The organism is Bradyrhizobium sp. McL0615 (assembly GCF_049993905.1).
Lineage (GTDB): Bacteria > Pseudomonadota > Alphaproteobacteria > Rhizobiales > Xanthobacteraceae > Bradyrhizobium.
In genome coordinates this window covers 5,827,991-5,846,589 of the sequence record NZ_CP188254.1, presented here as the reverse complement: position 1 = coordinate 5,846,589, position 18,599 = coordinate 5,827,991, and the positions used below count along the sequence as shown (strand labels likewise).

Here is an 18,599-nt window from a genome sequence, read left to right as displayed (position 1 = left end):
CGCCGCGAAGCCGCGCCGATTCGGGCGATTCTGCACCGGGAGAACCACGAAACCGCTCTTCTAAAGGCGCACCGAAGCGCTATATTCCCGTGGTTTTCCCGAGAGGTTAGGCTAGATGCTCAAGTCTTTTGCGACCATTCTGCTCTGTGTCGGATATCTGGCGGGCGCCGTCGATCACGCGGCGGCCCAGGACCGCCGTGTGCCGTCCTCAGGCGCCGAACTGCGGCTGTCCTACGCGCCCATCGTGCAGCGCGTGCAGCCGGCGGTGGTGAACGTCTATGCCGCCAAGACCGTGCAGAACCGCAACCCGCTCCTGGATGACCCGATCTTCCGCCGCTTCTTCGGCGTGCCCGGCCAGCAGCCCGAACAGATGCAGCGCTCGCTGGGATCGGGCGTGATGGTCGATTCCACGGGGCTCGTCGTCACCAACAACCACGTCATTGAGGGTGCCGATCAGGTCAAGATTTCGCTCGCCGACAAGCGCGAATTCGAAGCCGAGATCGTGCTCAAGGACAGCCGCACCGACCTGGCCGTGCTGAAGATCAAGGATGGCAAGGAGAAGTTCACGACCCTCGACTTCGCCAATTCCGATGAATTGCTGGTCGGCGACGTCGTGCTCGCGATCGGCAACCCCTTTGGGGTCGGCCAGACCGTGACCCACGGCATCGTATCGGCGCTGGCGCGCACGCAAGTCGGCATCACCGACTACCAGTTCTTCATCCAGACCGATGCCGCGATCAATCCCGGCAATTCCGGCGGCGCGCTGGTCGACATGACCGGCAAGCTCGCCGGCATCAACACCGCGATCTTCTCGCGCTCCGGCGGCTCGCAGGGCATCGGCTTTGCGATTCCTTCCAACATGGTGCGCGTGGTGGTGGCGTCGGCCAAGAGCGGCGGCAAGGCCGTCAAGCGGCCGTGGCTGGGCGCCAAGCTTCAGGCGGTGACACCCGAGATCGCGGAGACGATGGGACTGAAACTGCCGAACGGCGCACTGGTCGCCAACGTCGCGCCCAACAGTCCGGCGGCGCGCGCCGGGGTGAAACCCTCCGACCTGATTATCGCGGTCGAAGGCCAGACCATCGACGACCCCAACGCGTTCGACTACCGCTTCGCCACTCGCCAGCTCGGTGGCTCCGCGCAGATCGACGTGCAGCGCGCCGGCAAGACCGTCAAGCTGACGGTACCGCTGGAGACCGCGCCCGACACCAACCGCGATGAAATCGAACTCACCGCGCGCTCGCCGTTCCAGGGCGCCAAGGTCGCCAACATCTCGCCGGCGGTTGCCGACGAACTGCATCTGGATTCCCAGACCGAGGGCGTGGTGGTGATCGATCTCGTCGACGGCGGCACCGCGGCCAGCGTCGGATTCCAGAAGGGCGATATCATCCTTGCGGTCAACAACCAGAAGATCGCCAAGACCAGCGACCTCGACAAGGCCTCGAAAGCGGGGTCCAGGCTCTGGCGCATCGTCGTGGTGCGCGGCGGTCAGCAGATCAACGTGACGCTGGGCGGATGAGCCCGAAGCAACCTCGCGAGGCGACCAATCTCTTCGCCGCGGCGGGGATGGAGCAGGACGCGCCGCGTCCACTGCCCGACCGGTTGCGCCCGCAGTCGCTGTCCGACGTCGTCGGCCAGGATCACATCCTGGGTCCCGATGGTGCACTGACGCGGATGCTGGAGACACGCACGCTGGGCTCGCTGGTGTTCTGGGGACCGCCCGGCACCGGCAAGACCACCGTGGCGCGGCTTTTGGCTGACGCCACCGAGCTGCATTTCGAGCAGATTTCCGCGGTGTTTTCCGGCGTTGCCGACCTCAAGAAGGTGTTTGACGCCGCACGCGCCCGCCGCGAGATGGGCAAGGGCACGCTGCTGTTCGTCGACGAGGTACATCGTTTCAACCGCGCGCAGCAGGACTCGTTTCTGCCTGTGATGGAAGACGGCACCGTGGTGCTGGTCGGCGCCACCACGGAAAACCCGTCGTTCGAGCTCAACGCCGCGTTGTTGTCACGGGCGCGGGTGCTGGTGTTTCACTCGCTCGATGCCGCCGCGATCGAAAAACTGTTTGCGCATGCCGAGAAGGTCGAGGGCCGAAAACTGCCGCTCGATGCGGAGGCGCGCGCGGTACTGGTGCGGATGGCCGATGGCGACGGCCGCGCCTCGCTGACGCTCGCCGAAGAGGTCTGGCGTGCCGCGCGCAAGGACGAAATCTTCAATGCCGCGCAATTGCAGGAAATCCTGCAGCGCCGCGCGCCGATCTACGACAAGTCCGCCGACGGCCATTACAATTTGATCTCGGCGCTGCATAAATCGGTGCGCGGCTCCGATCCCGATGCGGCGCTGTATTATCTCGCGCGCATGCTGGATGCCGGCGAGGACCCGCTGTTCCTGGCGCGGCGCGTCGTGCGCATGGCGGTCGAGGACATCGGGCTCGCCGATCCGCAGGCGCTGGCGGTCTGCAACGCCGCCAAGGATGCCTTCGATTTTCTCGGGTCTCCTGAGGGCGAGCTCGCGATCGCGCAGGCCGTGATCTATCTCGCCACCGCGCCGAAATCGAACGCCGCCTACAAGGCGTTCGGCGCTGCGATGCGCACGGCGAAGGAGGGCGGCTCGCTGCTGCCGCCAAAACATATTTTGAGTTCGCCGACCAAGCTGATGAAGTCGGAAGGTTATGGTTCGGGCTACGAATACGACCACGACGCGCCGGACGCCTTCTCCGGACAGGATTACTTTCCGGACGCATTGGGACGGCAAACCTTCTACGATCCACCGGATCGCGGCTTTGAGCGCGAAATCCGCAAGCGGCTGGATTACTGGGCGAAGTTGCGTAGGGAACGGGAACGCGAATGAGTAGTATCGTGAATTATCTCAGGCAGACCATTCGCGCCACAGGCTTTGCGGCCACGCTGGTGTCGACGCTTGCGGCTGCCGCCGAGACCGTCGAGGTGGTGCCGGGCGTGCAAGTGACGAAGCGGGCGTATTCCTCGCCGATCAACGAGCAGCCGTTTTTTGGATTTTCGGCCAAGAGCGCGGAGGAGAAGGCCGGCGATGAAAAATTTGTAGACGCCATCATCGGCGCCACCGGTTCGCGCGAAAAGGCCTTCGAGGAAACAACGAAGCGCGCCTGGATAGCGTTACAGGCCGGAAAGGTACGAGAGGCCGCGGTTCGGTTTAATCAGGCCTTTCTCATTTCACCAGACCAGAGCACCGTTTATCACGGCTTCGCGGTGATTGCTCAAGCTCGCTTCAATGATTTCGACGCCGCCGATGAACTGTTCAAGATTGCGCTCAAGCAGCCTAACCCGGTGAAGGCGCTCAAGGCCGACTATGGCCGCATGCTCCTGATCGCCAAGCGGCCGCGCGATGCGCAGGAGGTGCTGGACCAGGCGGTGAAGGAATCCCCGGACTTCAGCGATGCCTGGACCAATCTCGCCTGGGCGAGATTCCAGAACGGAGACGCTGCGGCGGCCTGCACCGCAGCGGAGGAGGCCGCCAAAAGGCGGCCGTCGAACAATTCCATCAGCGACCTGACCGCGGTGAGAAGCGTAGCGCAGTGCAAATAGTGCTCACTATTTATCCGTCTTCAGGAAATCGAGAATCCCATCGGTTAGGGGCGAACTCGCAGCGTTGATCGCATACACTTCCGACATATGACTTTGCTGCGGCACCATCGCCGCCCGTGCGCAGCCGTTCGGTCTCTTGCAGGTCGCCTGCTTCAGCAGATTGAACTGTTCGACGAAGCGCGGCGGATCGAGTTCGGCGGCGGCGATCATCAGCGGGATCTTCGCCGCGAGCAAACCCTGCAGCGAGGAGCGCTCGGTATAGCGTGACGGGTCGGAGCCGAAATAGGCGATCTCGGGATCGCCGAGCGGCGACGCGTTCAGGTCGTAGATGCCGGATACCATCACCGCGCCGGCGAGGCCGCCATCCCTTACCTTGTAAAATTCCGGATGCGACACGTAGTTGGCGACATGAACTGCGCCGGCCGAATGACCGATCAGGTAGATGCGCGCGGGGTCGCCGCCACGCTCGCCGATCTTGCTGGCGACCCAGGCCACGACGGCGGCAAGGTCCTCGGCGCCCGCCGGGTAGGGCGATTGCGGCGCGAGCCGATAGGTGGCGTTAACGCCGACAAAACCGTTATGGACGGCCCACAGCATCACATTGTCGTAGAACGGGCTGGTCGGAGTTGTCCGCTTGTTGCCGCCGACGAAGGCGCCGCCGTGGATGAAGATCAGCACCGGTCGGGCTGATGCCGCCGTCTCCGGCGTGAAGACGTCGAGCAGATGGCGATCGGCCGGCCCGTATTTTACCTCGCGCTCGGTCTTTACCCCCTGATACGGTTCCTGCTCCTGCATCGGTGCGAACAGCGCCGCGGTTTTGGGCGGATCGACGACACGGCCGATTTCCAGCAGCTTCCAGACGAGATCTTCCGGCATCGGGGCTTGCTGCGCAGAGGCCGCGCTGGCGACGAGGACGGCCATCGTGGCCAGCAGCGCCGATCTCGAAAATGCCATCCCCGATACCCCTTCGTTTCTTCTGTCTGGGGCCAGCATGGCCGATTGTGCAGCCGATTTGTAGCCTTTTCACCGTGACGATCCGCTGCATCTGTTTGCTGCGCCCCGACGCTGGAAAGCGCGTTTCTGCCGTGCGACGCGCCTGTGGCAAGGGATTTACTGTTTACGTAAGTCGTAAATGCTGCTAGCCGCTGGGATGCCGCAGCGAGCCTCGCAGACTTGGCAGGATTGCCGGGCAATCGCCTGGAAGCGCTCAAGGGCGATCGTGCTGGACAGTTTTCAATTCGGATAAACGATCGATGGCGTATCTGCTTCGCATGGCCCGACGGGATGCCTGGGCCTGTCGAGGTAGAGATCGTCGACTATCATTGAGGGAAGACCATCGTGCCTCGTACACCAGTCCATCCCGGCGAACATCTTGCCGAAGAGTTGCGCGAGCTTGGCTTGAGTGCTGCCGAGCTTTCGCGTCAGATTGACGTGCCGGTGAACCGCATCACAGGGATCATCCACGGCCAGCGCGGCATCACGGCCGATACGGCGTTGCGTCTTGGGCACTGGTTTGGCACCAGCCCGCAATTCTGGATGAACCTGCAGCAGACCTACGAACTGCGTCTCGCCGAAAGCCAGGTCGGTGCGAAAATTGCGGTATTGCCGCGTCGTGCCACCCGTCAGATATCTCGAAAACTTGGAAAATCGGCATGAGCCGCCGCGTCAAGAGACCTCTCCGCCCGGCGGGCGATCGCCCGAAGGGGGCGCGCCCTTATCGGGGCTCGCCGGCCGAACGGCCGCAATCGTATCGTCCGGGCGGCAAGCCACCGGCGCGGTTTCCGGCTGCTGCGTCCCGTGCGGCAAAGCCTTTCGTTCCCGAGCCGGAGAAGGTCGCGCCCGAGCCGCCGCCGCTGCCGACCAAGGTTCAGACCGTCGTCGTCACATCAGACGAGAACAACATGCGCGTCGACCGTTTCCTCGAGGCGCGCTTCCCCGGCCTGTCGTTCTCCCATATCCAGCGCATCGTTCGCAAAGGCGAGCTGCGCGTCAACGGCAAGCGCGCCGACAGCAAGGACCGGCTGGAAGAAGGCCAGAGTGTCCGCATTCCGCCGCTGAAGCTCGACACGCCGAAGGGCGGGGGTCAGCTCTCGGAAGCCGCGACCAAGACGCTGCAGGCCCTCAAGGACATGATCCTCTTTGAGGACGCCGATGTCATGGTGCTGAACAAGCCCGCCGGCCTCGCCGTGCAGGGCGGCTCCGGCATCACGCGAAATGTCGACGACATGCTGGAAGTGATGCGCGACGCCAAGGGGCAGAAGCCGCGGCTGGTGCATCGGCTGGACCGGGAAACCTCGGGCTGTCTCTTGATCGCAAAAACCCGCTTTGCCGCCACCGCCCTGACCGGCTCGTTCCGCCATCGTTCGGCGCGCAAGATCTACTGGGCGCTGGTGGCGGGCGTGCCGAAGCCGAAGCAGGGCCGCATCTCGACCTACCTCGCCAAGGAGGAGAGCGAGGACGACAGCATCATGCGGGTGGCAAAACACGGCGATGAGGGGGCGAGCCACGCGGTGACTTATTATGCGGTGGTCGAGACCTCCGCCCAAAAACTCGCCTGGGTATCGCTGAAACCGGTCACGGGACGCACCCATCAATTGCGCGCCCATATGGCCCATATCGATCACGCCATCGTCGGCGATCCCAAATATTTCAACAAGGAGAACTGGCAGCTGCCGGGCGGCCTGCAGAACCGCCTGCATCTTTTGGCGCGGCGGATCGTGATCCCGCATCCGCGCGGCGGCGTCATCGATGCCAGCGCGCCGCTGCCGCCGCACATGCTGCAATCCTGGAACCTGCTCGGGCTTGAGCACGACCGGTTCGATCCGATCGAGAACGCGCCGGAGGAGTGAGGTGGGCGCAACAACTGTCAAACGGCAAACACGCTGATTTGATATTGCGCGGTCCAGGCGGTCTCTAACAGCCGGCCGCCGGTAACTTCAGGGATGCCGCGCATGAACGGAAATCTGGTTCGCCTCGCGTTTTGCTTTTTCGTTTTGCTCGGGGCCGCCGGTGCAACAGCGCCGGCCGATGCGCAGACCCTCGCGCTCGTCGGGGGCAACGTCTACGCGTCGCCCGAGGCAGCGCCACTTGCCGACGCAGTCGTGATTACATCCGATGGCGTCATCACCGCGATCGGCAGCCGCAGCGAGGTACAAATTCCCTCTGACGCGCGGGTCATTGATTGCAGCGGTAAGACCGTCGTTGCGGGCTTCTGGAACAGCCACGTCCACTTCACGCAAGAGGTATGGAAAAACGCAGCCAGCGCGCCCGCTGCGGCGCTTGAAGCGCCGATGCGGGACATGCTGACCAAATGGGGCTTCACCACGGTGTGGGATCTCGGCTCCGACCCCCGAGCTTCACTGCCGCTGCGCGCGCGCATCAATGCCGGCAATGTCGCAGGCCCCAACATTCTGCTTGCCGGCAATATGTATCCCAAGGGCGGCCATCCCATTTATGTGCCGGCCGAGATAGAGGTTCCCGAAGTGGCGACCCCGAATGAAGCGGCAACAATGGCGCGCAATTTCCTCGGAATGGGCCATAACGGCATCAAGCTGTTTACCGGTGCGTTCATGGGCGACAAGCCGGTCGTGAACATGGACCCCACCGTCGCTAAGGCTGCGGTAGATGTCGCCCATGCCCAAGGCAAACCGGTGTTTGCCCATCCGCAAAATACGGCCGGCGTCGAAACTGTGATTGGCGCCGGCGTCGATGTGATGGCGCACACCGTTCCCAGTCAACGCGGTGGCTACACGCCAGAGCAACTCGCGCGGTTCAAATTGCAGGGCATTGCATTGACACCGACACTGTCGCTTTTCACGACGGTCGTACTCGACCCCGCCGTAACGGCCCGCATCGTTACGGCAACCGCCGATCAGCTCAGGCAATTCTCGGAGAACGGTGGCGTCGTGCTGTTCGGAACCGACGTTGGTTTCATCAAGATCTACGACACGACCCTCGAATATGAGCTGATGCATCGCGCGCTGTCGGAACGCCAGATCCTGGCCTCGCTGACGACCAATCCCGCGCAGTACTTCAAGGCTGCGAAGAAGGGCCGGGTCGAGAAGGGGTTTGACGCCGACGTCGTGGTGCTCGACGGCGATCCCACGGCCGACGTCAAGAACCTCGCCAGGGTGGCCTACACCATTCGTGCGGGGAAGGTGATCTATCAAAAGCCCTGAGTTCCGTAGGATGGGTAGAGCGCAGCGAAACCCATCATTGCTTTTGCGACCGCGATGGGTTTCGCTTCGCTCTACCCATCCTACTTGCTACTTGCACGTCTCGCCGGAACCTCCTCATCGGCTTTATTTGCATCCCGCTATATCGTATTGTCGGGCCTCGATTATCACCCACCACTGGCTACCGCATGCGTGAACTATTCGATGAAGTCGCCGGACATTCGCCGCTCGATCCGGAGGAGGCGGTGCGACGCGCCACGCGCACGCCCCAGCGCAAGCGCTTCTACAAGGAGGCCGGCATTGCGCCAGCCGATGGCGGGTTTGCCGTCACGCTCGACGGCAAGCAGATACGCACGCCTTCCGGCCGCCATGTCGTAGCGCCGACGCGTGGGATCGCGGAGGCGATCGCCACCGAGTGGAATGCGCAAGGTGAGACCATCGATCCCCTGACCATGCCGCTGACTCGCTTTGCCAACAGCGTCGCCGAGGTCAACGACCGCGTGGATGCCGTGGCCGACGACATCGCAAAATACCTCGGCTCGGATCTGCTGTTCTATCGCGCCGGCCATCCCGAGGCGCTGGTCGCGCGCGAAGCCGCGCATTGGGATCCCGTGTTGTCCTGGGCTGCGAACGAACTCGGCGCCCATTTCATCCTGTCCGAGGGGATCGTGCATGTCGTCCAGCCGGCGCAGGCGGTCAGCGCCGCCCGTGGTGTGTTTCCGGCCGATCCCTGGTCGGTAGCCGCCCTGCATGTGGTGACGACGCTCACGGGCTCCGCATTGCTGGCGCTGGCGCTGCTGCACGGCGTCCGCGATCCCGATCAGGTCTGGACCGCCGCCCATGTCGATGAGGACTGGAACGCCGAAAAATGGGGCGTCGACGAGGAGGTCGCGGCCAGCCGCGCCGCCCGGCTGGTCGATTTCCGGGCTGCGGTCAGCATTCTGGACGCCCTGAAGGCCTGAGCGAGCCTGCGGGTTAACGAGAGGTTTACGTGGCCGGGTTAGCCTCTGGCCTGGCCGAGACCTCAGACATGGCGATATCGATCAATCCCGTTCTCCCGGTACAAGCCGCCCAAGAAGCTGGCGGCGTGGCGCCCGAACTCGTGCTGCAGCCGGGGAGCGTGGTCAGCGCCCAGGTCCTGAAAGTGCTGTCCGCCGATCTGGTGCGGATCGCGATTGCCAGCCTCTCGATCGACGTGGCCACCGAAATTCCGTTGCAGCAGGGCCAGAACCTTCAGCTTGCGGTCATGCAGACCAAGGACGGCATCCGCCTCGCCATGGTCGGGCAGGGCGGCGATGCCGGTGGGGCATCGGCCGATGCCGTGACGCTGTCACCCGACGCGTTGGCCGATGCGGCGATCAATCGGCCGGCCATCGTTTCGCCGAAGAGCGTGCTGACGCTGCTGGAGCGCGCGGCCGTCTCCACAGCCGCGCAGGCTGCGGTCACCGAACAGGACAGCCTGGCGCCGCTGTTTGCCAATCTCGGCGCGGCGGTTTCCGCCAGCAACCTGCCGACGAAACTGCAGGCGGCGATTGCGCAGGTGCTGGCGCAGCAGACCAGCCTCGATCAGAACCTCGACGGCGCCGACATCAAGACCGCGTTCCAGAAATCCGGAATCTTCCTCGAGGCGTCGCTGGCGGCGGGCTCGGTCCCGGCGAGCGGCGTCCCCGATCTCAAGGCCGCGCTGATCGTGCTGCGCCAGACGCTGCAGTCGGCGCTCGGCAACTCGACGGTGGCAACTCCGGCCGCGCCGGCAGGCGCACCGCAAGCTGCCGCGCCACAGGCCAGCGCCGCGAGCCTGGCAGCGTCTCTGTCGCCCAATCTCGATGTCCAGGAAATCCTGCTGCCGCAGGCACGGTTGGTAGTCGCGGAAAACCTCGCGCTGGCCGGCCAGGCCGCGCGCAGTCCGCTGGCGGCCGCGCTCGACACCGGACCTTCGGCCGGAGCGACCTTGAACCTGCTGCAGGAAGCGCTGCAGGAGCTCGGCACCCCCGTGCGCGTCGCCGCCGCATCGAAAGACGCTCGCGGCGCGGACGCAGCCTTTCACACCAACACCCCGCCGCCGCCGGTCCGCGGCGCGCTTCCCGCCGCCCAGCCGATTGCCTCGCCGACGATTGCGCCGGATGGGCCGCTCGAGACCACCGCGCATCACCTGCTCGACGACACCGATGCCGCCATCGCGCGGCAGACCCTGCTGCAGGTGGCCTCCCTGCCGGATCGTATCGACAATTCAGCGCCGAAAGCCGACATGAACGTGCCGCGCTGGAATTTCGAGATTCCGTTCGCGACGCCGCAGGGCACGGCAATGGCGCAGTTCGAGATTTCCCGCGATGGCGGCAGCGAGAGCGTCGAGGCGGTCAAGCGGATATGGCGGGCGCGGTTTTCGCTCGACGTCGAGCCGGCCGGTCCGGTTCATGCGCTGGTCTCGCTTCAAGGCGACAAGACTTCGGTGCGGATCTGGGCGGAACGGTTTGCCACGGCGGAACAACTGCGCGCCAGCGCCTCCGACCTGAGCCAGGCGCTCAGCCGGGCCGAGCTTCAGCCCGGCGACATCGTGATCCGCGACGGGGCGCCGCCGCAGGCCGCACCCGCCGCCCGTGCCGGCCATTTTCTGGACCGCGCGCTATGAGCATCGACACCAAGAGCAAGCTTGCGGTCGCGCTGCATTATGACAAGACCGGCGCGCCGCGCGTCGTCGCCAAGGGCAAGGGCGTCATCGGCGCCAGGATCGTCGAACTCGCCCGGGAACATGACATCCCGATCGAGGAGAACGAGGTGCTGGCCGGCGCCTTGTCCCATGTCGAAATCGGCGACGAAATTCCGCCGGATCTCTACAAGGCGGTCGCCGAAGTGCTGGTCTTCGTGCTGCGGCTGTCGGGCCGGATCCGTTAGCTTCGCGCGAAACCGCGTCAGTCGAGGTCCCATGTGCGCGGCTGCAGCAGTTCGGCCGGTGGCTTGACTTCGTCGATCGCGACCGGGCGCCGGACAAGGCGCGTTGCGGTCCACGACGCGCGCAGGGAGTTCCTTGAGTAATGTTCTTCCTTAAGCATGATGCCGTCATCTGTGAAACATGCATTCGTGCCGGCGTCCTGCATTCCGGGAGTCATGTCGAACCAGCGGCAGCGTTCGCCAAGGACGGTATCGTAACGGTCCTGGCCAATAGGCTCGAAGGTCTTCGAGTGATGCGGACTCCGGTTTCGTGGGTTCAGGATCGGGTCTCGCGATCGTGAGCTCCTCTTGCACGCCGGACCCGCCGTTCTCGTACGTCAGGCGCATCCGGATTGAATCATGGGAAATCTCGATCTTCCGCTGGGCGCCTGCGATCACTTCCTTGAATAGCCACGGGCCAGCCCGGCGCGTCGTGCGAACGGTACGCGAATCCAGCTTCGATCCGTCCGGACGCTCCCTGCTGTCCGAAAGCTCCATGACTGTCTCGTGGTCCGGCGCCATCGCGCTCGCGGCGACATTGCGGTCCCACCAGTCCAGCGCCAGCAGCGCTGGCGGCAGCCGGGCCTTCTCGGCTGCAACTGGCCGACGCTCGATCCGGATCGCCTCGGCCGACCAGCTGATGCCTTGGGCGCCGAAACTCCGGTGCCACAACTCGATGCCGTCATCGGTGAAGCAGCTAAGGCTGGTGAAGCTATGGCGGGCGGGGCTATCGGCTTTGCTCCGCGCCGTTTCCCACACCGTGCAGCTTTCACCGAGATGGGTCCGCCTCTCACCGGTGTTGCGGGCTTGGTGGTCGTACTCGAGTTTGATATTGCGCCGAAAGTGGCTGATCCATCCGTTGTCAATAACGTAGGCATTGCTGCCGTGCCGATAATAGGCGGTCTCGGGCGGGGTGGCCGACGTGCTGTCGCTGCGGGTCCATTCGCCGTGACGGGTCACGACCCTGGTGCTGCTTCCCTTGCGACCAGAGAATGTTAGTTCCATCGTGACGATGTAGTCGGGCGGGGTGACGCCGGGCGTTACGAACGGCGCGGCGGCCGCTGAACTGACGGCCAGACAGAAGATCATGGGTACAATTATCAAGCGCATCGCCTGCTCAAGTGCGCGTCCATCTAGCACAATCAAAGAGTGAAGTGTGCGCTTGGTTATGATCCAAGCGTGCGTTCTGGCGTTTTGGTTGTCAATGTTTTACCACGATGGCGTCAGCACCGTTGTTTGAGGTCTCGTCGTGATCAATCGCCGCCATGCGCTCGGTCTTCTCACCGCCGCGAGCATTCTTCCCAACCGCAGTTTCGCCAACGTCTCCTACCAGCGCAGCGAGTTTCGCGACGATCTCTCCAAGCGGTTTTTCGATCTTGGCACGACGGGCACCTTCGTCGCCTACAAGGTGGACGACTACCTGATCGTCGCCAGCGACAAGGTGCGCTCGGGCGAGGGCAAGCTGCCGGCCTCGACCTTCAAGATTCCAAATTCGGTCATCGCGCTGGAAACCGCCGTGGTCGAGGACCCCGACAAGGACGTCTTCAAGTGGGACGGCGTGACGCGCAGCATCGAGGCCTGGAACAAGGATCACACGCTGCGCTCGGCGATCGCGGTGTCCGCCGTGCCGGTCTATCAGGAGATCGCGCGCCGCATCGGGGCCGAGCGCATGCAGAAATATGTCGACCTGTTCGACTATGGCAACCGCGACATCGGCGGCGGCATCGATCAGTTCTGGCTGACCGGCAATTTGCGCATCGATCCCGTCCAGCAGATCGATTTCGTCGACCGGCTGCGCCGTGGCGTGCTGCCGGTGTCCAAGCGCAGCCAGGAATTGACGCGCGACATCCTGCCGGTGACCAAGGTCGGCGACGCCACCATCCGCGCCAAGAGCGGGTTGCTCGGCGCCGAGCAGGGCAAGCCGTCATTGGGCTGGATGGTCGGCTGGGTGGAGAAGGGGTCTTCCACCACCGTGTTCGCCATGAACATGGACTGCAAGGAGCAAACCCACATCGCCGCCCGCATGACGGTGGTGCAGCAGTGCCTCGCCGACATCGTGGCCTATTGACGGGCTGACCGCACCTGGACGCAAGGCGCGGATCGCCGCTGTGCCGAATTTGCGGCGCAGCGCCGTCTCGCCGATATCGCTAGCGCCGGTTCAGCGCGAGCGAGACGGACCTGATGCTGGTCCCCTGGGGCTCGATGGATACCGTTTGGTGCCCGCGATGCGTCGTCAACGAAAGGTTGGCCGAGAAGGCATCGCCTCGTGCGGCAGCCTCGACGTGATCGCCGGCCGCACGTCCGGAAAGTGTTCCTGACGCGTTATGGCTTGCTTCCGTCCATGAACCCCTGATCGCGCCGCCGCGGTATTCGACGTCGCTTGCGAGCTCGAGTCTGAAACTGTCGCTCGCGCATGTCAGGTTGAGACGGAGCTGGTCGCCGGCTCCGTCGACGTCATACGATGCGCGGCAACGCAACCGCTCCTGTTGTCCGTCCGAGGTGTTCACGACGCCGCCACCCGACCATGTACCCGCCATAGCGGCAAAGGGCGAGGCAGGCGCGGCCAGCGCCGCACTACCGGCCAGCGACAGCGATGCGAACAGCAATGCCGCTCGCGTAAGATTGGATCCAGACATCTCTGATGCCTCCATTTGGTTTGGGCAATCAGCCCCAAACTGCAAATGGGCTCACCGGTTGCAGGGTTCACCCTGTGTGGCTATCACAATCCGAGCAACGCCTGCAGGAAGTCGCTCACGGCTTTGCGAGCTTCCTGCGCGGTGGCCGGATTGCCGCCGACATGCGGGTTGAGCGCGATGCAGGCGTCCTTGTAGCTGAAGGGCTCTTTGGTATCGTCATTCATCAGAACGCCGGCTTCGCCTTCTTTGAGGCGGCAGTTCCGCGCCGACTGGGCATTGGTCGATACGGCGACCGTGCTGACGCCGAGCAGGCCGGCATCGAAGCCATGTTCGGAATCCGGATATTCCGTCAGCACCACATCGCGCTTGGCCTCCTGCAGGCGGGCGAGATAGGCCTTGCAGCTTGCGACCGGGTTATAATCGTCGGGCGTGCCGTGGTAGATCCGGATCGGACGCGCCACAGTCTCGGTGTCGGTGGCATAGCTGGTCGAGCAATCCGGATAGAACGGAATGTAGGCGGCGAACTGCGCGCCGGACTTGTTCCAGAGCTTGTGGAAGCGAGCGAGGCTGGCGTAGAGCGCGGCCTGTCCGCCGCGCGAAAATCCCATCAGCACGATGCGGTCAGGATCGACGCGGGGATGCTTGGCGAGGATCTCCAGCGAGCGGTAGATATCGACGATGAAATTGAGCCGGCCGAGCAGGGCCTGGTTGGGGCCGACCGCCGTCAGCCCGCGGCCGCTGAAGCCGTCGATCACGAAGGTCGAAATTCCCATCGCATTGAAGTGGCGCACCCACGGATCCATGCCGGCGCCGACGCCGCTCGACCCGTGCATCAGCACCACGACGGGAAGTTTTCCGTTGCCTTGCGCGATGCGGAATTCGCCGGCGACCGTGACCTGCTTGCCATTGGCGTCGCCGGTGAGGAATTGCTGGTCGGAAATCGTCAGCGACGGGATCGCGTAGATTTCGGTGCGTGTCGCGACGTCCTTCGGCATCGATTGCGCCGATGTTTCGATGCAGGTGACCAATAGTCCCGTGCAGAAAACCGCGGCCGCAGCCGCGACGCGCCAATCTGTCAACATCGATCCCCCCAATTTTATTGCTGTCCTGTGGCAGCTTTGGATGGGACTACATCAAGAGGTCAATCGGCTGTCAATTCGGAAGCTTCCCGATCCGCCCCAGATGGGTGACCCCAAAACCGCTGGCGTATTTCAGGCCGTAGCCGAGTGCGCGGTCGAAGCCGATATGGGCCAGCCAGATCATGGCGATCGAGAGAATGAGCGGCGAGGCGGTGCCAAAGCCGGTCGTCATCATCGCCATCGGCGCCAGGTAGCTGTGGGCTGCGTTGTAGATCATGGCGCCGAAACGCGGTCCGGACAGGTAGGCCGCAAAGCTGAGATCGGGCATGAAGAACAGGATGGCATAGATCCACAAGTCGCCGTCCCAGATATAATATAGCAGCGTCATACCGATAAAGAGCGCTAATCCTTCGAGCCGGAGCACCGTGCGCACGCCCCCGGTAACGGCGCCTGACGTGTCGGCGCTTGCGGTATCGGTCATTCCATTCCCCATAGTCAGGATGCGGATATAGGGGGCGCCAGGCGGCGGTACCAGAGGCCGGAAGGGGTGTTTCCGGATCGGAAAATGCCGTGTTAGAACCCCCTCAAATCGTTACCCAAAAGGCGGGCGGAAGCAGCATGAAGGACATCCTGGATACCCTCGAAGAACGGCGCGCCGGCGCCAAGCTCGGCGGCGGCGAAAAGCGCATCGAGGCGCAGCACGCCCGCGGAAAATTGACCGCGCGGGAGCGCATCGAACTGCTGCTCGACAGGGGCTCGTTCGAGGAATTCGACATGTTCGTCGAGCACCGCTCGACCGAATTCGGCATGGAGAAGTCAAAGGTGCCGGGCGACGGCGTCGTCACCGGCTGGGGCACGGTAAACGGCCGCAAGACGTTTGTGTTCGCCAAGGATTTCACCGTGTTCGGCGGCTCGCTGTCCGAGACCCACGCGCTGAAGATCACAAAGCTGCAGGACATGGCGATGAAGGCGAGGGCGCCGATCATCGGCCTCTATGACGCCGGCGGCGCGCGCATCCAGGAGGGCGTGGCGGCGCTCGCGGGCTATTCCTACGTGTTCCGCCGCAACGTCATTGCCTCGGGCGTGATCCCGCAGATATCCGTCATCATGGGCCCCTGCGCCGGCGGCGACGTCTATTCGCCGGCCATGACCGACTTCATCTTCATGGTGAAGAACACCTCCTACATGTTCGTCACCGGCCCCGACGTGGTGAAGACCGTCACCAACGAAGTGGTCACCGCCGAAGAACTCGGCGGCGCCTCGGTGCACGCCACGCGCTCCTCGATTGCGGACGGCGCGTTCGAGAACGATGTCGAGACGCTGCTGCAGATGCGCCGGCTGATCGACTTCCTGCCGTCCAACAACACCGACGGCGTGCCGGAATGGCCGAGCTTTGACGACATCGAACGCGTCGACATGTCGCTCGATACGCTGATCCCCGACAATCCGAACAAGCCCTATGACATGAAGGAATTGATCCAGAAAGTCGTGGACGAGGGCGACTTCTTCGAAATCTCCGAAACGTTTGCGAAAAACATCGTCACCGGCTTCGGCCGCATCGCCGGCCGCACGGTGGGCTTCGTTGCCAACCAGCCGATGGTGCTGGCCGGCGTGCTCGACTCCGATGCCTCCCGGAAAGCCGCGCGCTTCGTCCGCTTCTGCGACGCCTTCAACATCCCGATCGTCACCTTCGTCGACGTGCCAGGCTTCCTGCCGGGTACCGCCCAGGAATATGGCGGCCTGATCAAGCACGGCGCCAAACTGCTGTTCGCCTATTCGCAATGCACGGTGCCGCTGGTTACGGTGATCACCCGAAAAGCTTATGGCGGCGCCTTCGACGTCATGGCGTCCAAGGAGATCGGCGCCGACATGAACTACGCCTGGCCGACCGCGCAGATCGCCGTGATGGGCGCCAAGGGCGCGGTCGAAATCATCTTCCGCAGCGACATCGGCGACGCCGAAAAAATCGCCGCGCGCACCAAGGAATACGAAGACCGCTTCCTGTCCCCGTTCATTGCAGCGGAGCGCGGCTACATCGACGACGTCATCATGCCGCATTCGACCCGCCGGCGGATCGCGCGCGCGCTGGCGATGCTGAAAGACAAGAAAGTCGAGATGCCAGCGAAGAAGCACGACAATCTGCCGTTGTGAGCAGGTTAATGGTGTAGGGCAGGTATGCAACTCGCCAAACGCCTGAACTTTCGGGGATGCGGGCCATGGGTAGCCTTCACCGGAGCATTTTCTTAAAGGAGCTAAAGGGCACCTTTCCCGATTTGCGAGACGCAATTAACTCACAATACGGGTTGTTGCATCTGGAGATGGGAGTACTGGCCGATTTCGTGCAACGCGCCATCACGCTCGAGAATGCGAAGGATGTCGCATTGTGTTTTAAGCTGGCCGCGAAGTACTACAGGGATGGAAATGATCGTATGAAAAATGCGATCGGAGTGTCGTTTATCGAACACTTGCACCTGCATAACGCGCAGTGGGCGTGGGACTTGATGGGGCCAACTCTGCAGAGGGTATATTTGCAACTGGTCGATGCCGGCATGGCCAAATCATTGCCGTACGTCCAAGCGCATGGGGCGAGTTAGCGAAGCGTAACCCGCCATCTTTTCGTGACGCTAAATGCGGCGGGTTACGGCGGTGCCTAACGCGCCTTGCAGTCCGCCGCCGCGAAATGCGCCATCTGGTCTGCATGTGCCTTGACGAATGATGGGCGGGACGCGGCGCGCGCGACGTAGTCGCGGCAGGCGGGATGGTTCGTTAGCCCGTCCAGGCGACCGACAAGGCGCAGCACATCCGACATCAGGATGTCGGCGACGGAGAACGGCCCCGCCAGCCATTCGCGTCCTGCCAGCACCGGCTCCATGCGGTTGAGCCGGAGCTTGAGGAAGTCAATGAGAGGTTTTGCTGTCGGCGTATCGCCAGCGTTGCCGGTGAGCTTCAGAATGATCCAGGGCAGGCTTGCCATCTCGACGGAATTGAGCGCGGCGAACACCCACTCCATCGTCTCGCTGCGGCCGCGCGGATCGGCAGGCATCAGCGCCGTACTCAACCCGCCGAGATGAAGCAGGATCGCGCCGCTCTCGAAGATCGAGATGTCGCCGTCGGTCAGCCACGGCACCTGGCCGAAAGGCTGGTGCGCGAAATGCGCAGCCTTCCGGTCGCCAAACGGCACGCTCGCGACGCGATAGGGCAGGCCGGCCTCTTCCAGCGCCCAGCGCACACGCAGGTCGCGCACAAAGCCCCGGCGCATTTCGGGAATCCAGTCGAAGGTGGTCAGCGTGAGGTCGGCCATGCGGTGTCTCCGTGTCTGTTCACGCATAGACGGATGAGGGGCGCGCGTTCCGACACGGGTGACAAGTTTTTTCGTCAGCACTGGCCAACGGCGTAGGAGGGTCAGCGTTGGGGTAACCCACGAATACCGCGATATGCTGTTGGCCTTAAGCGGCCGAGCGCCTGGTCGGGCAGCGCGATGCGAGATTCAATCGTCGCAACAGATCCGAAAATCGGCTTTGCGATCCGCATGCCCTGGCGTTGGCCGTTCGCCGTTTGCCGGGCAGTTGCGCGTTGCTGTCTCTGGGCTTTCTGGCTGGCCGCGCGTCGCCTTCGAGCGGCTTGATGTCCGCTTTGGAGTCTTGCCCGGGGCGAGCGGCAATTGTCGTTGCTGGAGCGAGAGGCAAGGGCGTGAGCAGCGCCTCGGCCGCTGGCGGTGCGCCGGGTGCGACGAACCAGCGAGCCAGCGCTTCCGAGCTAACGGCCGATTTCGGTGGTACGTCATCGAGTATCACGACGGGAACCTCCGGCGCCGCCGGTTTCGCGCTCGCCACTGCGACGGGTTGTGGCGCCTCCACGAAGGTTGCTGGCGCCGTCGTCTCGGCCGTGGCCGTCGGGGCCGTGGCCGCTGGCCCGAATGAGTCGGCGATGACCGAGAGGGTCGCGCCGATCGCAAACAACAACGCCAATGCCAGCCACATGACGGTTTGCTTCATTTGCCGCTTCCCCCGAGGCCAATCGAACAAAAAATCCGCCGTATCCCGCAAGTCCGGGCCGGCGTTGGCAGCTTCAAAATCAATTTGGGCTGGTTAGAGGCCGACTGATGGCGCTGGCGGGTCGACCTCGGGGCAAGCGCCCTGCGGTTGAGATCGGGCGTAGGATGGGTAGAGCCAACGGGTCCGGCCTTCGGCCGGCCCGATGATAAACTCCGCGAAACCCATC

Annotated in this window: 20 protein-coding genes and 1 pseudogene; 13 read left to right on the top strand and 8 right to left on the bottom strand. The window is 63.6% G+C overall.

Annotation, left to right across the window (positions count from 1 at the left end):
- The first annotated feature begins 115 nt into the window (after positions 1–115).
- Genes ACPPVP_RS27990 through ACPPVP_RS27980 form a run of 3 tightly spaced genes read left to right on the top strand, consistent with a single transcriptional unit; the run spans position 116 to position 3,560 of the window.
- Positions 116–1,516 (top strand): DegQ family serine endoprotease, encoded by a 1,401-nt coding sequence (locus ACPPVP_RS27990; RefSeq protein ID WP_426526459.1) that lies wholly within the window; start codon positions 116–118, stop codon positions 1,514–1,516.
- Positions 1,513–2,847: a replication-associated recombination protein A gene (locus ACPPVP_RS27985; protein WP_426526457.1), complete on the top strand. Its 1,335-nt coding sequence runs from the start codon at positions 1,513–1,515 to the stop codon at positions 2,845–2,847. The genes ACPPVP_RS27990 and ACPPVP_RS27985 overlap by 4 nt, the downstream gene beginning before the upstream one ends.
- A complete protein-coding gene (locus ACPPVP_RS27980) occupies positions 2,844–3,560 on the top strand; it encodes a tetratricopeptide repeat protein (RefSeq protein WP_426526455.1) in 717 nt (238 codons plus the stop codon). Before ACPPVP_RS27985 ends, ACPPVP_RS27980 begins: the two co-directional genes overlap by 4 nt.
- A gap of 6 nt (positions 3,561–3,566) precedes the next feature.
- Here the strand turns inward: ACPPVP_RS27980 and ACPPVP_RS27975 are convergent, their stop codons facing one another.
- Positions 3,567–4,514 (bottom strand): alpha/beta hydrolase, encoded by a 948-nt coding sequence (locus ACPPVP_RS27975; RefSeq protein ID WP_426526453.1) that lies wholly within the window; start codon positions 4,512–4,514, stop codon positions 3,567–3,569.
- 195 nt (positions 4,515–4,709) lie between these two features.
- Between ACPPVP_RS27975 and ACPPVP_RS27970 the strand changes: the two are divergent.
- The 7 genes and pseudogenes from ACPPVP_RS27970 to ACPPVP_RS27940 all read left to right on the top strand — a co-directional run.
- Positions 4,710–4,886, top strand: a pseudogene (locus ACPPVP_RS27970) (type II toxin-antitoxin system RelE/ParE family toxin); the annotation flags it as partial.
- A 12-nt stretch (positions 4,887–4,898) separates the two neighbouring features.
- Positions 4,899–5,216, top strand: a complete 318-nt coding sequence (locus ACPPVP_RS27965) for a HigA family addiction module antitoxin (RefSeq protein WP_426526451.1) — start codon at positions 4,899–4,901, stop codon at positions 5,214–5,216.
- Entirely contained in the window at positions 5,213–6,409 is a 1,197-nt protein-coding gene (locus ACPPVP_RS27960; protein ID WP_426526449.1) for an RluA family pseudouridine synthase, read from the top strand. The genes ACPPVP_RS27965 and ACPPVP_RS27960 overlap by 4 nt, the downstream gene beginning before the upstream one ends.
- 102 nt (positions 6,410–6,511) lie before the next feature.
- A complete protein-coding gene (locus ACPPVP_RS27955; RefSeq protein WP_426526447.1) occupies positions 6,512–7,738 on the top strand; it encodes an amidohydrolase family protein in 1,227 nt (408 codons plus the stop codon).
- Positions 7,739–7,923: 185 nt separating this feature from the next.
- A complete protein-coding gene (locus tag ACPPVP_RS27950; protein WP_426526445.1) occupies positions 7,924–8,697 on the top strand; it encodes an ATP12 family chaperone protein in 774 nt (257 codons plus the stop codon).
- A 68-nt stretch (positions 8,698–8,765) separates the two neighbouring features.
- A complete protein-coding gene (locus tag ACPPVP_RS27945; protein ID WP_426526443.1) occupies positions 8,766–10,364 on the top strand; it encodes a flagellar hook-length control protein FliK in 1,599 nt (532 codons plus the stop codon).
- Positions 10,361–10,627, top strand: coding sequence for an EscU/YscU/HrcU family type III secretion system export apparatus switch protein (locus tag ACPPVP_RS27940; RefSeq protein ID WP_426526441.1), 267 nt, complete (start codon positions 10,361–10,363; stop codon positions 10,625–10,627). Before ACPPVP_RS27945 ends, ACPPVP_RS27940 begins: the two co-directional genes overlap by 4 nt.
- Before the next feature lie 17 nt (positions 10,628–10,644).
- On the opposite strand, the gene ACPPVP_RS27935 is transcribed toward ACPPVP_RS27940, so the two are convergent.
- Together ACPPVP_RS27935 and ACPPVP_RS27930 are read right to left on the bottom strand one after the other, a co-directional pair.
- Entirely contained in the window at positions 10,645–10,785 is a 141-nt protein-coding gene (locus ACPPVP_RS27935) for a hypothetical protein (RefSeq protein ID WP_426526439.1), read from the bottom strand.
- Between the two features lie 7 nt (positions 10,786–10,792).
- Entirely contained in the window at positions 10,793–11,752 is a 960-nt protein-coding gene (locus tag ACPPVP_RS27930; RefSeq protein WP_426526437.1) for a hypothetical protein, read from the bottom strand.
- Positions 11,753–11,912: 160 nt separating this feature from the next.
- Here ACPPVP_RS27930 and blaOXA point away from each other — a divergent pair, with 160 nt between their 5' ends.
- The gene (blaOXA, locus tag ACPPVP_RS27925; protein ID WP_426526435.1) at positions 11,913–12,731 is read left to right on the top strand and encodes a class D beta-lactamase; all 819 of its coding nucleotides are present in this window, start codon (positions 11,913–11,915) and stop codon (positions 12,729–12,731) included.
- A gap of 79 nt (positions 12,732–12,810) precedes the next feature.
- Here the strand turns inward: blaOXA and ACPPVP_RS27920 are convergent, their stop codons facing one another.
- The 3 genes from ACPPVP_RS27920 to ACPPVP_RS27910 form a co-directional block, all read right to left on the bottom strand.
- Positions 12,811–13,299: a hypothetical protein gene (locus ACPPVP_RS27920; protein ID WP_426526433.1), complete on the bottom strand. Its 489-nt coding sequence runs from the start codon at positions 13,297–13,299 to the stop codon at positions 12,811–12,813.
- Positions 13,300–13,382: 83 nt separating this feature from the next.
- The gene (locus ACPPVP_RS27915) at positions 13,383–14,381 is read right to left on the bottom strand and encodes a dienelactone hydrolase family protein (RefSeq protein ID WP_426526431.1); all 999 of its coding nucleotides are present in this window, start codon (positions 14,379–14,381) and stop codon (positions 13,383–13,385) included.
- Between the two features lie 70 nt (positions 14,382–14,451).
- A complete protein-coding gene (locus ACPPVP_RS27910) occupies positions 14,452–14,859 on the bottom strand; it encodes a DUF4260 domain-containing protein (RefSeq protein ID WP_426526429.1) in 408 nt (135 codons plus the stop codon).
- 137 nt (positions 14,860–14,996) lie between these two features.
- Here ACPPVP_RS27910 and ACPPVP_RS27905 point away from each other — a divergent pair, with 137 nt between their 5' ends.
- Together ACPPVP_RS27905 and ACPPVP_RS27900 are read left to right on the top strand one after the other, a co-directional pair.
- Positions 14,997–16,529: an acyl-CoA carboxylase subunit beta gene (locus tag ACPPVP_RS27905; protein WP_426526427.1), complete on the top strand. Its 1,533-nt coding sequence runs from the start codon at positions 14,997–14,999 to the stop codon at positions 16,527–16,529.
- Between the two features lie 65 nt (positions 16,530–16,594).
- Positions 16,595–16,972 carry a DUF7674 family protein gene (locus ACPPVP_RS27900; RefSeq protein WP_426526425.1) on the top strand — a complete coding sequence of 126 codons (378 nt, stop codon included), beginning with the start codon at positions 16,595–16,597 and terminating at the stop codon, positions 16,970–16,972.
- Between the two features lie 56 nt (positions 16,973–17,028).
- Here the strand turns inward: ACPPVP_RS27900 and ACPPVP_RS27895 are convergent, their stop codons facing one another.
- Both ACPPVP_RS27895 and ACPPVP_RS27890 read right to left on the bottom strand, forming a co-directional pair.
- The gene (locus tag ACPPVP_RS27895; RefSeq protein ID WP_426526423.1) at positions 17,029–17,679 is read right to left on the bottom strand and encodes a glutathione S-transferase family protein; all 651 of its coding nucleotides are present in this window, start codon (positions 17,677–17,679) and stop codon (positions 17,029–17,031) included.
- A gap of 145 nt (positions 17,680–17,824) precedes the next feature.
- Positions 17,825–18,373, bottom strand: a complete 549-nt coding sequence (locus ACPPVP_RS27890; protein WP_426526422.1) for a hypothetical protein — start codon at positions 18,371–18,373, stop codon at positions 17,825–17,827.
- Between the last annotated feature and the right edge of the window lie 226 nt (positions 18,374–18,599).

Bases quoted from the DNA above. Each gene is read 5' to 3' on its own strand.
- ACPPVP_RS27990 (WP_426526459.1), top strand. From the start codon at position 116: ATGCTCAAGTCTTTTGCGACCATTCTGCTCTGTGTCGGATATCTGGCG.
- ACPPVP_RS27985 (WP_426526457.1), top strand. From the start codon at position 1,513: ATGAGCCCGAAGCAACCTCGCGAGGCGACCAATCTCTTCGCCGCGGCG.
- ACPPVP_RS27980 (WP_426526455.1), top strand. From the start codon at position 2,844: ATGAGTAGTATCGTGAATTATCTCAGGCAGACCATTCGCGCCACAGGC.
- ACPPVP_RS27975 (WP_426526453.1), bottom strand. From the start codon at position 4,514: ATGGCATTTTCGAGATCGGCGCTGCTGGCCACGATGGCCGTCCTCGTC.
- ACPPVP_RS27960 (WP_426526449.1), top strand. From the start codon at position 5,213: ATGAGCCGCCGCGTCAAGAGACCTCTCCGCCCGGCGGGCGATCGCCCG.
- ACPPVP_RS27955 (WP_426526447.1), top strand. From the start codon at position 6,512: ATGAACGGAAATCTGGTTCGCCTCGCGTTTTGCTTTTTCGTTTTGCTC.
- ACPPVP_RS27950 (WP_426526445.1), top strand. From the start codon at position 7,924: ATGCGTGAACTATTCGATGAAGTCGCCGGACATTCGCCGCTCGATCCG.
- ACPPVP_RS27945 (WP_426526443.1), top strand. From the start codon at position 8,766: ATGGCGATATCGATCAATCCCGTTCTCCCGGTACAAGCCGCCCAAGAA.
- ACPPVP_RS27940 (WP_426526441.1), top strand. From the start codon at position 10,361: ATGAGCATCGACACCAAGAGCAAGCTTGCGGTCGCGCTGCATTATGAC.
- ACPPVP_RS27935 (WP_426526439.1), bottom strand. From the start codon at position 10,785: ATGCTTAAGGAAGAACATTACTCAAGGAACTCCCTGCGCGCGTCGTGG.
- ACPPVP_RS27930 (WP_426526437.1), bottom strand. From the start codon at position 11,752: ATGATCTTCTGTCTGGCCGTCAGTTCAGCGGCCGCCGCGCCGTTCGTA.
- ACPPVP_RS27920 (WP_426526433.1), bottom strand. From the start codon at position 13,299: ATGTCTGGATCCAATCTTACGCGAGCGGCATTGCTGTTCGCATCGCTG.
- ACPPVP_RS27915 (WP_426526431.1), bottom strand. From the start codon at position 14,381: ATGTTGACAGATTGGCGCGTCGCGGCTGCGGCCGCGGTTTTCTGCACG.
- ACPPVP_RS27910 (WP_426526429.1), bottom strand. From the start codon at position 14,859: ATGACCGATACCGCAAGCGCCGACACGTCAGGCGCCGTTACCGGGGGC.
- ACPPVP_RS27905 (WP_426526427.1), top strand. From the start codon at position 14,997: ATGAAGGACATCCTGGATACCCTCGAAGAACGGCGCGCCGGCGCCAAG.
- ACPPVP_RS27900 (WP_426526425.1), top strand. From the start codon at position 16,595: ATGGGTAGCCTTCACCGGAGCATTTTCTTAAAGGAGCTAAAGGGCACC.
- ACPPVP_RS27895 (WP_426526423.1), bottom strand. From the start codon at position 17,679: ATGGCCGACCTCACGCTGACCACCTTCGACTGGATTCCCGAAATGCGC.
- ACPPVP_RS27890 (WP_426526422.1), bottom strand. From the start codon at position 18,373: ATGAAGCAAACCGTCATGTGGCTGGCATTGGCGTTGTTGTTTGCGATC.